The organism is Klebsiella oxytoca, assembly GCF_009707385.1.
GTDB classification, from domain to species: Bacteria; Pseudomonadota; Gammaproteobacteria; order Enterobacterales; family Enterobacteriaceae; genus Klebsiella; species Klebsiella oxytoca_C.
Map to the genome: position 1 here is coordinate 1,860,375 of NZ_CP046115.1, position 12,454 is coordinate 1,872,828.

At 56.1% G+C, this 12,454-nt stretch carries 9 protein-coding genes; 3 read left to right on the plus strand and 6 right to left on the minus strand.

Features of this window, described 5'->3' with window-relative positions; genetic code table 11:
- Positions 1-50 precede the first annotated feature (50 nt).
- Entirely contained in the window at positions 51-767 is a 717-nt protein-coding gene (locus GJ746_RS08635) for a GntR family transcriptional regulator (RefSeq protein WP_154679822.1), read from the plus strand.
- Between the two features lie 43 nt (positions 768-810).
- Here the strand turns inward: GJ746_RS08635 and ldtB are convergent, their stop codons facing one another.
- Together ldtB and GJ746_RS08645 are read right to left on the minus strand one after the other, a co-directional pair.
- Positions 811-1,725 (minus strand): L,D-transpeptidase, encoded by a 915-nt coding sequence (gene ldtB, locus GJ746_RS08640; RefSeq protein WP_154679823.1) that lies wholly within the window; start codon positions 1,723-1,725, stop codon positions 811-813.
- Positions 1,726-1,915: 190 nt separating this feature from the next.
- A complete protein-coding gene (locus GJ746_RS08645; protein WP_154679824.1) occupies positions 1,916-2,698 on the minus strand; it encodes a tyrosine-protein phosphatase in 783 nt (260 codons plus the stop codon).
- 288 nt (positions 2,699-2,986) lie between these two features.
- Between GJ746_RS08645 and GJ746_RS08650 the strand changes: the two genes are divergently transcribed.
- A complete protein-coding gene (locus GJ746_RS08650; protein WP_154679825.1) occupies positions 2,987-4,579 on the plus strand; it encodes an ABC-F family ATPase in 1,593 nt (530 codons plus the stop codon).
- A gap of 476 nt (positions 4,580-5,055) precedes the next feature.
- On the opposite strand, the gene GJ746_RS08655 is transcribed toward GJ746_RS08650, so the two are convergent.
- Together GJ746_RS08655 and GJ746_RS08660 are read right to left on the minus strand one after the other, a co-directional pair.
- On the minus strand, positions 5,056-7,419 hold the full coding sequence (locus tag GJ746_RS08655; RefSeq protein WP_154679826.1) for a TIM-barrel domain-containing protein: 2,364 nt from the start codon (positions 7,417-7,419) through the stop codon (positions 5,056-5,058).
- 15 nt (positions 7,420-7,434) lie between these two features.
- The gene (locus GJ746_RS08660) at positions 7,435-8,736 is read right to left on the minus strand and encodes an MFS transporter (RefSeq protein WP_154679827.1); all 1,302 of its coding nucleotides are present in this window, start codon (positions 8,734-8,736) and stop codon (positions 7,435-7,437) included.
- Positions 8,737-9,034: 298 nt separating this feature from the next.
- Here GJ746_RS08660 and GJ746_RS08665 point away from each other — a divergent pair, with 298 nt between their 5' ends.
- Entirely contained in the window at positions 9,035-10,108 is a 1,074-nt protein-coding gene (locus tag GJ746_RS08665; RefSeq protein ID WP_154679828.1) for a LacI family DNA-binding transcriptional regulator, read from the plus strand.
- Here the strand turns inward: GJ746_RS08665 and GJ746_RS08670 are convergent.
- The gene (locus GJ746_RS08670) at positions 10,105-11,370 is read right to left on the minus strand and encodes a DUF1479 domain-containing protein (protein WP_154679829.1); all 1,266 of its coding nucleotides are present in this window, start codon (positions 11,368-11,370) and stop codon (positions 10,105-10,107) included. The two genes, GJ746_RS08665 and GJ746_RS08670, sit on opposite strands and share 4 nt — an antisense overlap.
- 136 nt (positions 11,371-11,506) lie before the next feature.
- Positions 11,507-12,322, minus strand: a complete 816-nt coding sequence (locus GJ746_RS08675; protein WP_154679830.1) for a Cof-type HAD-IIB family hydrolase — start codon at positions 12,320-12,322, stop codon at positions 11,507-11,509.
- Positions 12,323-12,454: the final 132 nt, after the last annotated feature.

Consider the following 12,454-nt stretch of genomic DNA (forward strand, 5'->3'; position numbering starts at 1 on the left):
TGGTATATTCTGCCCGCCAGCTACTATCAGCAAAGTAAAAGGATCGGGTAATGACGGCCAAATATCTGAGTATCGCGCGGGAAATCAAAAAACGTATTATCAGCCGCCAGTATCCCGCCAGCGAGCCGTTACCCGACCAGTTTGCGTTCGCGGCGGAATTCAATACCAGCAGGATGACCATCCAGCAGGCGATGCGCCAGCTGATTGTCGAAGGTCTTATCTACACCCGCAAGGGTCAGGGAACGTTTGTACGTAAAAACTTCCTCCAGCTTTCACAATGGGAACTGCCCGGCAGCGACTATTTTGGCGCGACGAAAACCTGGGAACATTTAGGAGAAGTCACCAGCCGGGTGATTCGCTTCGAGCTGCGGTTCCCGACGGAAAAAGAGCAAAGCTCGCTGCTGATTGATGCCGACGCTCCGGTCTATGATTTCGTCCGCCTGCGGCTGCTTAACGATGAGCCCGTGTCGCTGGATCTCACCGTAATGCCCGTTGCGCTGGTACCCGGTCTGAATAAAGCACATCTTGAAAGCTCGGTGTTTCGTTACGTGCAGGAGACGCTGGGGTTAAAAATGATGGGCTCGTATCGCGTGGTGCGGGCGCTGAAGCCGCAGGAACTGGACAGGGAACACCTTAACTGCGAGGCGAGCGATCCGGTGCTGGAAGTCGAACAAGTTATCTATCTGGAAGACGGGACGCCGCTGGAGTATGCCCATTGCCACTATCGTTACGATCACGGCGGAATAATTCTGGTTAATAACGGATAAAAAAATGGCGGGCACCGGGCCCGCCACCGTGCGTTAAACGCGTTTAGTTCAGACGCACCGGCATACCGGAACGGTTCTGAATCGCCTGATCGAGGACGCTCTGGTCTACGTCAGCCTGGCTGGACACGCTCTGCACTGATTTGGTCAGCGTAATCGGTACGATTTCGTCGCCCTGGAACTGTGCTTCTGTAGTAGAGAGCGGGTTGTGAACTTCAATGTAGCGGCTGCCGTCTGGCTCAGTCGTCGCTTTCACTGGCTCATCGATAAATTCAACGCGGGTGCCGACCGGCACGTTTTCAAACAGGAATTTAATATCGTCGTTACGCAGACGTACGCAGCCGTGGCTGACGCGCAGGCCGATACCGAAGTTGGCGTTAGTACCGTGAATGGCGTACAGGCGGCCGATATACAGCGCGTACAGGCCCATCGGGTTATCAGGACCGGCAGGAACCACCGCAGGCAGCGGTTCGCCGGCCGCGCGGTATTCGGCATGCATTTTGGCCGTCGGGGTCCAGGTCGGACCGGCTTTTTTACGCTCAACTTTGGTGACCCAGTTGATTGGCGTGTCTTTACCTAGCTGACCGATACCGATAGGCAACACGATGACGGTGTTAGTGCCCTTCGGATAGTAGTAGAGGCGCATCTCCGCGCTGTTGATGACGATACCTTCATGCACGGTGTCCGGCAGGATCAGCTGCTGTGGGATGTTCAGCACCGTACCGCCCTTCGGCAGGAAGGTGTCCACGCCCGGGTTGGCTTCCAGCATGTTGGATAAACCCATCTGATATTCGGCGGCAAAATATTCCAGCGGCTGCTTGTTGCCTTCCGGAATAGTGATCACCTGATTCTGACCAATCAGACGGCTGCCGTCGGTCGGCAGAGGGTAGGTTACAGCAGATGCTGTGTTGCAAAAGCCCACGATGGCGAAGGCTGCCGCGAAGAGAGTTGATAATTTCATAATCTTTATGTCGTGGGCGAGGTTAATGCCACACAAGCCTTTGTCAGTTTAAACAGGAAGTCGATGGGAGCGCATTATATGTGCTTTCCGGCAAACAGGTAAATGAGATGTGTACGAAATCACATTTTTTTCCTGCTACTGTGAGTGTAGCCCGTCAGCGCTGGCTTTGCGGCCTGAAAACGGGAGGGAATCACCCCTCCAGAAGCCGCGACTGCAGCGCTTCTCGCGCCTGTGGCGTAAGCCGATACTCTTTTTCCAGCCAGGCATCGACGCTGGCGTAACGCTCCTCGATCCCGGAAAGCGCAGCCGCAAGATAAGATTCATGAACCGTCATTATTTCCGCCAGGTTCTGCCGGCCGCGGGCGGTCAGCTTATCGCCGAGCGAGGCGAGCATAAAATCTTCGACCTGAGTCAGCATGCCCTGGGTGAGCAGATACTCTTCCATCACCGTCTGGCGATCGCAGCCGAGGGCGAAGAGCGTTAAAGCGCAACCTACGCCGGTGCGGTCTTTGCCCACCGCGCAGTGCTGCAGCAGCGCGCCGTCGAAAGGCTCCATCAGCCAACCGGCGAGCTGGCGATAGGCGGCGTTATTGAACGGCAGCTGGCGATAGAGCTCCAGCATAAACTGCTCGCCGTTCAGGTCATTTAACGTGTCGGCGTTGAGCTCGGTCACTTTAGCGTTGACGTCGCGAACGTGCGGGTTCGCAGGGGCGTTGAGGTAGTGAGCCGTTTTGTTCAGCTTATCGGGGCTGCGACTCACCTCTCCCGGGTCGCGATAATCAATTACCCGGCTAAGCGGAATTGAGTCCAGATGGGTTAAGTCATCGGTCGTCATCATATGCAGCGAGCCGGAACGGAATAATTTCCCCGAACGCACGCGGCGACCGTCGGCGGTACGCTGGCCGCCCAGATCGCGAAAGTTGATACCGCCCTGCAGCGATAAAAAAGCCGGATGACGAGAGATTGTGGTCATAGGTTCCTTCCAGATTAAGGTAAAAAATTACGCAGTTAGCAGTGTATACCCAAAATAGTTCCCGTTACGGGACAAAACGGTTAACCGTTTAGAACAACGTCTGCGGCAGGTGAAAGAATCCTCCCTCGCACAGGCAATTTGTAGAATGACGGGTATAACCGCGCAATATGACATGACTCTGACACGGGCGTCATTGATGATTTTATAACGGCCCGTGAAAAGTGGAGCATTTGCTGGCATAATGTCTGGTTCATCACACTTCTCATTCTCTTTTTTCAGGATAACCCCGTGCTAGTATCCAGCAACGTGACCATGCAGTTCGGCAGTAAGCCGCTGTTCGAAAACATTTCCGTCAAATTTGGCGGCGGCAACCGTTACGGCCTGATTGGCGCCAACGGTAGCGGCAAATCCACCTTTATGAAGATCCTCGGCGGCGATCTTGAGCCGACGCTGGGCAATGTCTCCCTCGACCCAAACGAGCGTATCGGTAAGCTGCGTCAGGATCAGTTTGCGTTTGAAGAGTTTAGCGTGCTGGATACGGTCATTATGGGCCACGGCGAGCTGTGGGAAGTGAAGCAGGAGCGCGACCGCATTTACTCGCTGGCGGAGATGAGCGAAGAAGACGGCTACAAGGTAGCCGATCTTGAAGTTCTGTACGGCGAGATGGACGGTTATTCCGCTGAAGCCCGCGCCGGCGAGCTGCTGCTCGGCGTGGGTATCCCGGTAGAACAGCATTATGGCCCGATGAGCGAAGTCGCTCCCGGCTGGAAGCTGCGCGTTCTACTGGCACAGGCGCTGTTCTCCAATCCGGATATCCTGCTGCTCGATGAACCGACGAACAACCTGGACATCGATACCATTCGCTGGCTTGAGCAGACGCTCAACGAGCGTGACAGCACCATGATCATCATCTCGCACGACCGTCACTTCCTGAACATGGTGTGTACCCATATGGCGGATCTGGATTACGGTGAGCTGCGCGTTTATCCTGGCAACTACGATGAATATATGACCGCAGCGACCCAGGCGCGCGAACGTCTGCTGGCGGATAACGCCAAGAAGAAAGCGCAGATTGCCGACCTGCAATCTTTTGTTAGCCGCTTTAGCGCTAACGCCTCCAAATCTCGCCAGGCGACCTCGCGCGCCCGTCAGATTGATAAAATTAAGCTGGATGAAGTGAAAGCGTCCAGCCGTCAGAACCCGTTCATCCGCTTTGAGCAGGACAAGAAACTGTTCCGTAATGCCCTCGAAGTGGAAGCGCTGGCAAAAGGTTTTGATAACGGCCCGCTGTTCAAAAACTTTAACCTGCTGCTGGAAGTGGGCGAGAAGATTGCCATTCTGGGCGCCAACGGCGTGGGTAAATCGACGATGCTGAAAACCCTGGTCGGCGATCTGGCGCCGGACAACGGTACCGTTAAGTGGTCTGAGAACGCGCAGATCGGCTACTACGCGCAGGATCATGAGTATGAATTTGAAAACGATCTGACGGTATTTGAGTGGATGAGCCAGTGGAAGCAGGAAAGCGATGACGAGCAGGCGGTGCGTAGCATCCTCGGTCGCCTGCTGTTCAGCCAGGACGATATCAAGAAGCCGGCGAAAGTACTCTCCGGTGGCGAAAAAGGCCGCATGCTGTTCGGTAAGCTGATGATGCAGAAACCGAATATCCTGGTGATGGACGAACCGACCAACCACCTGGATATGGAATCGATCGAATCGCTTAACATGGCGCTGGAGATGTATCAGGGCACCCTGATTTTCGTTTCCCACGACCGTGAGTTTGTTAGCTCGCTGGCGACCCGGGTGATTGAAATTACGCCGGAGCGCGTTGTGGACTTCACCGGTAACTACGAAGATTATCTGCGCAGTAAAGGTATCGAATAATTTTCCTGTTGTTTGTCCCGGATTGCGGCGCTGCTGCGCCTTATCCGGGCTACCTCCCACAGACGGCGATGAACCTGTGCTGTGCATCTGTCCGGGCAACCGGCCCACAGACGGCGATGAACCTGTAGCTCGGGCAAGGCGCGTTAAGCGCCGCTCCCGGGAGCAGGGTGCAGAAGACCTCCAGTTAAGCGCAAAGTGGCTGAATTTCCCGGAGGCGATGCTGCGCATCTGTCCGGGCTACCGGATCGCAGGCTGCGTTGAACCTGTGCTGTGCATCTGTCCGGGCAACCGGCTCACAGACGATGGTGAAACTGTAGCCCGGGCAAGGCGCGTCAAGCGCCGCCCCCGGGAACAGAGCGCAGAGTGGCTGAATTCTCCGGAGGCGTTGCTGTGCCTTATCCAGGCTACCGGCGACAGCGCAAAAAAGGTCTGTTGCTCCTGTGCCCTCTCCCGGTGGGAGAGGGCTCCAGTCCGCACTACACCAGCCACTCGCTCCTTTCTTCACCATTTACCAGCAGCCGGCGTTTTTCTCCCGCCAGTAACGACACCTTCAGCGCTTTCCACGCTGGCCGATAGTCGCCGCGCGCGTTCACCTTGAGGTTAATGGTCGCGCTATCGCACGCCATTTCCCATTCCACCCACAGCGCATGACCTTTCTGATAGCCCCAGCTTTCGCCATCGTCTTCAAACAGCAGACCGCTGGTTGCGCCCACGCCTTTCAGCGGGAACAGTTTCAGCTCGCGGGTATCGTCTTTTTCAGCGCTGACGTGGCTGACGCGTTCGCTGAGCGGCAGGCCAGCTCCGGCGCGAACCAGCAGCGGCAGTTTTTCCAGCGGCGCATCGAGGGTGACCCATTGACCGCCCGCGAACCACTGGTGGTTGTAATAGTCGTACCAGCCGTCCTGATTAGCCGGCAGCCACACGCGACGCTGACGCGCGCCGGGTTCCACGACGCTGGCGACCAGCAGATCGCGACCCAGCATGAAGTCATCGCATTCGACAAACGTCTGCGGATCGTGCTCGTGATCGAGGAAGGTTGGGCGCAGCATCGGTTCATCGTCGGCGTGAGCCTGCCAGAGCAGGGTATAGAGGTACGGCAGCAGACGATAGCGCAGCTCAATGGCCGAACGGATGGCCGGGGTTATTTCCGGGTACATCCAGGCTTCATTGACCGTCTGATCGTCATTCCACGAGTGAATGGTAAAGCGTGGATGCATAACGCCGTTCTGTACCCAGCGAACGAACAGCTCCGGGTCCGGCTTATCGCCGGAGAAGCCGCCGACATCGTGGCCGACGTTGAATAGCCCGGAGAGGCTCATCCCCAGCCCCATTCGGGTGTTGTAGCGCAGAGTATCCCAGTTGGTACGGTTATCGCCGCTCCAGGTCTGAACGTAGCGCTGCATCCCGGCGCAGCCGGAGCGGGAGATAAGATACGGGCGTTTGTGCGGCGCAAAGCGCTGCTGCGCCTCCAGAGACGCGCGCATCATAAGCAGCGGCATGACCGGGCGGATATGTTTAATGGCAATTTCCTCGCCAAATCCGTAACAGCGGGCCTCACCGTCCCACACTTCATACTCGTTATTATCGTTCCACGTGGAGTCGATGCCCATCTCCAGCAGTTGGGTTGTCACGCCTTCCTGCCACCAGGCGACGGTCTGCGGGTTGGTAAAGTCGAGGTGCGACCCTTCGTCATCCCAGAAGCTGGAACGTTCCGGGGCATTGACCTGTGAATCACGGATAAACAGCCCGCGTTCCGCGACTTCGCTATAGCGCGGATGGTCCTGCAGCAGGCAGGGTTTAATATTGGCGGCGAGCTTCAGCCCGGCATCATGGAACGCCTGGCTCATCACCTTCGGCTGCGGCACCTTGTCGTAGTTCCAGTTAAAGACGTAGCGCTTGCCGTTAATCGAGGTATAGCCGGATGAGAGCTGGAACGAATCGCATGGGATGGCGTGCTCCTCGCACAGGCGGATGAAGTTCATCAGCTGGTTTTGCGCATCCGGCGCGTCGGTGTAGTGCATCGTCGAACCGCTGTAGCCGAGGCTCCATTTCGGCCCAAACAGCGTTTTACCGGTCAGGCGAACGAACGCTTTGGTGATATCCAGCACGCGCTTACCGGTGAACAGATAGTAATCGATATCGCCCGCTTCCGCCTGCCAGCGGCGATAGGCGGTATGATAGTTGTCGATTTCGTTGCCGAGATCCAGCCAGCAGCTGCTCAGGTTGTCGTAAAACAGGCCGTAGCTGATATCGCTGCGCTGCGTGATAGTAAACGGAATATGTTTGTACAGCGGGTCGGTGCTCACCGCGTTATAGCCCATGGCGTCAAGATTACGCATCTCGTAGCGTTTACCGTTACGCTGTAAATCGCCCGCCTTTTCACCCAGGCCATAGAAGCGTTCGTCTTTACGGCGGCTCAGGTAGTGGGCAACGCCGTCGCCGTGCGCATTCGCCAGATAGGCGCTGGTGGGGCGGTCATTGGCCAGTGGCTGCCATTCGCCGGCTTCATCACGGTAGCTCCATTCCAGCCACAGCGGCTGATGAACGGTGACGCGCAGCCGTTCGGTGGCGATAGTCAACGCGTCGGCGTGCTCGGTAAGCTGCCAGGCGGGGAGGCTGAAGCCGCTTAAATCTTCGCGCGCGCGTCCTTCCCACGGTACATCCTGCTGCGGGGCGATGCTCCAGGTTCGATTCAGCGCCAGCTGACCGTGCCGCTTCAGCAGCACGCGAAACATATTCTCTTCCAGAATGTACAGGCACAGGGTGTGCTGGCCGTCGACGGTGAGCTCAACGAGGTGATCCAGCCGTTGGTGCAAGGTCCAGTTTTTCAAAGTCTTCATTTTTTACATCCACTCTCAGGCGCGTTTTGCGCGACGTTCAGCAATAAATGCCACCAGGAATACCGCGCCAACCAGGTCAAAGAACCCCATGGCAATAAATAGCGGGTTGAAGCCGATCTTGTCGGCGGTGACCCCAATTAATAACGAGAACAAGAAGCTGGCGATCCATGCGGCGGATCCGCGCATACCGTTGACGGTCGCCATCTGGCCTTTATCAAACGACTCCACCACCAGCGCGCTGAGCATGCAGGAGATAATCTGGTGACCGAAGCCGCCTATCGAAATCAGCACGATGGTGATATAGGGATCGCGGGTAATCGCCACGGTGGCGAGCGAAATCATCAGGAAGGCGCCGGTCACGGAGCTGGCGACCACCGAGTTCACCCGCGAGCAGCCGAACCAGCGGGTATACAGCCTGGTCAGATAGCCGCTGGCGACGCTGCCGAGGTCGGCGGCCAGAAACGGTAGCCAGGCAAACATAGCGATTTGCTTTAAATCCATCCCGTGCTCTTTCGCCAGATAGAGCGGTACCCAGAAGCTCAGCACCGCCCAGGCGGGTTCCGCCATAAAGGCCGGAATGGCGATACCGTAGAAACGCTTGTTTTTGGATACGGTTTTCAGCGCGGTAAAGAAGGGCAGTTTGACCGCTGGCGCTTCATTATCCTGCTGGATCAGCGCCAGCTCAGCTTTGCCGAGGTTGGGGTGTTTATCCGGGTTATGATAAAACGCCCACCACAGCACGACCCATAAGAGCGCCAGCCCGCCGGTGAACATGAATGCGCCCTGCCAGCCGAACGAAGCGTGTGCGAAGTAGATAATCGGCGGCGCCAGCATCGCGCCGACGGAGAAGCCGACGCCGGCCCAGCCTGCCGCGATCGGACGTTCAGATTTTGGAAACCATTCACCTAACGTTTTGGCGTTTGCGGGCGTCGCCGCCGCTTCAGCGCCGCCCATGAAAAAGCGCAGAATCGCCAGGTGTAGCCAGCTCCCCGCGCCAGCGTGGGCAATGCAGGCGATAGCCCACAGCGTAGCGCAGATCATAAAGCCGAGCTTGAGGCCAATCACGTCGATAAGCCAACCGCAGAGCGGCTGGAAAATGGTGTACGCCAGCTGAAAAGCGCCGACTATCCACGAGTACTGCTCGGTAGTAATGCCGAGAGAGGTTTTTAATTCCGGGGCGATAATCCCCAGCGAATTGCGTGTGATGTAGTTAACGGTAACGCCGAGTAAAAACAGCACCAGCATCCACCAGCGCAGATTCTTCACTATACGGCGTGGCTTACTTACCGCCATATCATTGTTGAGGCCTTGGCTCATAGAACTCTCCACGAGACATGTAGTAGGGAAAATTGACCAACCCAGTAGCTGAGTTGTCGCTAAAAGTTTGAATTTCGTTGTTTGATCATGTTTATGTTCCACCATCATTGGTTGACTAATTTGGAAGGTGGTGGACCAATTCAGGCTAAGGGAGAACGAGGATGGGCAATAGCGGCAATTCTGCAAATTTTTTCATGGAACGATCGGGATCGCAGTAATTCATCGCCAGTTCGCTTAAAAATATTCACATTCTGAATATGAAAATTTTTTCATTAACAAATTAGAGCGCGATCACAAAATGGATAAAAAACTCAAAGTCAGCGAAATCGCGGGGCGGACAGGGCTGTCGATCAGTACCGTATCGCGGGTGCTGGCGGGTAAGGCAAACACCAGCGCGAAGGCGCGGCAGAAGGTACTGGACTGCGCTCGCGAGCTGGGCGTTATGGACGGTATCGCCGCAGGGAGGATGCTGCTTAATAATCTGGTGGTATTTGCCCCGCAGCGGGCTTTTGATGAGCGAACGGATATTTACTACTACCGCGTTATTCAGAGCATCAATACGGCGCTGATGCCACATGAAGTCCATCTGCGCTATTGCGCGCTGGAGGAGAATGACAGCGATGCCAATTTGTTTTTACAGCGCATGCACGAAGCATCGACTCAGGCCGCGATTTTACTGGGTATTGACGATCCGCATATTCACGATCTGGCGGCCGATCTGGCGAAACCCTGCGTGATGATTAACTGTCACGATGCGGGAATGCGCATCCCTTCCGTCGCGCCGGACCATCGGCTGATTGGCCAGTTCGCCGCCCGCTATCTGTTTGAGATGGGGCACCAGGCGATCATGACCGTGATGTGCCTGCGCCGCTATACCATGGAGCTGCGTTTGCTGGGGATCAAGCAGGCGTGGCGCGCGCGGAATCTGCGCTTTGTCGATAGCATGGATTTAATCGACGTCGCGAATTTCAGCGCCAGGGATACCGAGAAAAAAGTTGGCGAGTGGCTGGATCAGCGCGGCGAGGGCCCGCTGCCAACGGCATTTCTGGTAGGCGGTGATTTTATGGCGGCAGGGACTATCGCCGCCTTGCAAAAACGTGGCTTACGCGTGCCGCAGGATATTTCCGTTATGAGTATAGACGGCTTCAATCTGGCGGCGATTCAGGATGTGCCGCTAACCGCCGTACATGTCCCGCGCGATGAGTTGGGGGTGGAGGCGGTACATCTGCTACAGCAAAGGCTGATTCGTCCTGATGCACCGCACGGTTCCTTATTGCTGCACGGCACGCTGGCGGTACGTGATTCGGTACGGCGGATACGTGCCGGTAATCGCCGTACCGCCGTGGAACCCAGGGGGCTATATGACGATTAGTCAACCATCCCCAGCGCGCGCTTACCGTGGATATTTAAATCATCCAGCGTGAAACGGCCCTCCCAGTCGGTTTCATAATCTTCACGCGGGAAATCTCCCGGCGAAGCGCCGCGCTCCAGCGCCACTTTGACCTTCCGGGCGTAGGCGAGGTTTTTCTCACACATCGGCGCGGCGGGGATGTACATAACGTTACCCCACCCCTGCTGGTTTTCCACCGGCGCTACCGAGTGGATCACGTCACAGTGCCACCATACCGAATCGCCCGCATTCAGCGCCGGAATAGAGCTCAAGGCTTTCATCAGCAGCGGGTGCCATTTTTCCGAAATCGGCAGCACTTTGCCCGGCGCGACGCCGCAAAGTTCATCATCCGGCACATCGTCAAGCAGAGGGCGCAGCAGCACGTAAGCCATCGCTTCAGGGATCGGTACGACGTGCAGTAGGCCCTGATCGGGGATCATATCGGAGAGCGCGGTCCAGCCCTGGAAGGTACGGAATACCGAACATTTGGTGGTGTTATCGACGGTATACTCTTCTACTTCAGTGCGGTGCGCCGCGTCCCATGGGTCGTAAGCTTCAATATTGCCGTTAAACACGTTGGCAAAGACTTTCTGATAAGCGGGCAGCAGCCAGCGCTCCAGGGCGCCGGAATCGGTATGCGCGCCCAGACCTTTCGACGTGGTTCCCGGCGGGCGGCGGCGAATGCGGTCCGGGTAAATGACGCTGACATCCGGGTTAAACCACTGTTTGCCATCGTGATTGAACGTCCACAGGCGGTTGAGGAAGGATTGCACGGCGGCCATTTCATCGCTCTGGCGGGCCTGCATCTGCGCCTGTGACCAGTAAATCGGATAGATCTCCGGGCGCGAAGCCTCAAGGGAGCCGAAGAAGGTATCTCCCGGGCCTTTATAGACGTCATCGAAATGGTTGAGATCGAGATACTCCAGCATTGAGTTATCCCACGCCAGCGCCTGTTCACGCGAAAAGTGCCCCTTGATCACCGCGCAGCCGCGACGCTTGATAAGCTCGCGCTGGGCATCCGTGACCTGACCCCGGGCAATATCGTTGAACGGGATGACCGGCCACACGTCCTGACCGCTGGATTTAAGGGCGTCGATCTCTTCCAGACGCGCGGTAATACGCGCCGTCAGCCGATCGAACACCGCCTGCACGTCGCCAATTTGCGTACGCAGCTCCTGCTTAATCTGGCGAATTGCCGCTTTGTGGTCGGCGGGTAAAGTTTCACAGGTATGGGTAACAGCCATGATGACCTCTCATCTTTCATTCGAAAGTAATTAATCTTACATACGATAATTTAAGTTAAAATAAAGTTAATGCAAGTTTAAAATTATGCGGAGGTGCACAAAACTGAAATCCGGGGCGGTAAACCCCGGAGGGACGTTACTCGTCGAACGGGGAGGTGTGGTCGAGGACGGCCTGAACCACGTTCAGCGCGCCGTCGTGGTTGTTGTCATCGGTGGCATAGCGCGACACCGCCTTGATGCTTTCGGCGGCGTTGGCCATGGCGAAAGAGTATTTCACCAGCTTGAGCATTTCCGTGTCGTTCGCGCTGTCGCCGATGGCTACGCACGCCTGCGGGGAGATATTCCAGCGTTTAAGCAGGCGACTAATGCCGTTGGCTTTATGCAGGCCGGGGATAATCAAATCGACGAAGCCAAAGCCGCTGGTAACCGGCTTCATGATGCCGTCCAGCGCAACGTGCAGTTTATCGACAAGCTGCGGAATTTCGCTATCCGGCAGGTTAAGGGAAAACTTAAACAGCTTATCGTCGATGTCATGGTAGTTACTGATGCGCTGCAGGCGATGGTAGTGCTTTGACATTAGCGTGACAAAGGCGTCAGGCGCGCGATCGCTGATATAAGCGCTTTCGAGACCGCAGGCGACGAAGTTGAGCTGCGGGTCTTTGAGCAGTTCGCCAATGACTATCTGCGATTCATGACGGGTAAGTTCACCGTGGAACAGCTGTTGACCGTGTTCATAAACCAGCGCGCCGTTTTCGGCGACAAAGGAGATGTGGTCGCGAATTTCCGGGAAAAAAGAGATTAGCTGATAGTACTGATTGCCGCTGGCGACAACGAATTCAATACCCTGCTGCTGAAGCAGCGCAAACTGCGCAAGAAAACGCGAGCGATCGTACTGCTTGGCGTCATTGAGAAAAGTTCCGTCCATATCGGTGACGATAACTTTAACGGTCATAACAAATGCTCCTGGCTTAACTTCGACCAGTAACATTCTAATTACAATGTGATGGCGAGCACAAATTTATTTCGAATGAAAGTTTGCGTTCACCTATGTGCAGGAGAAAACCCCGGGTTGCGGCGTAAACGC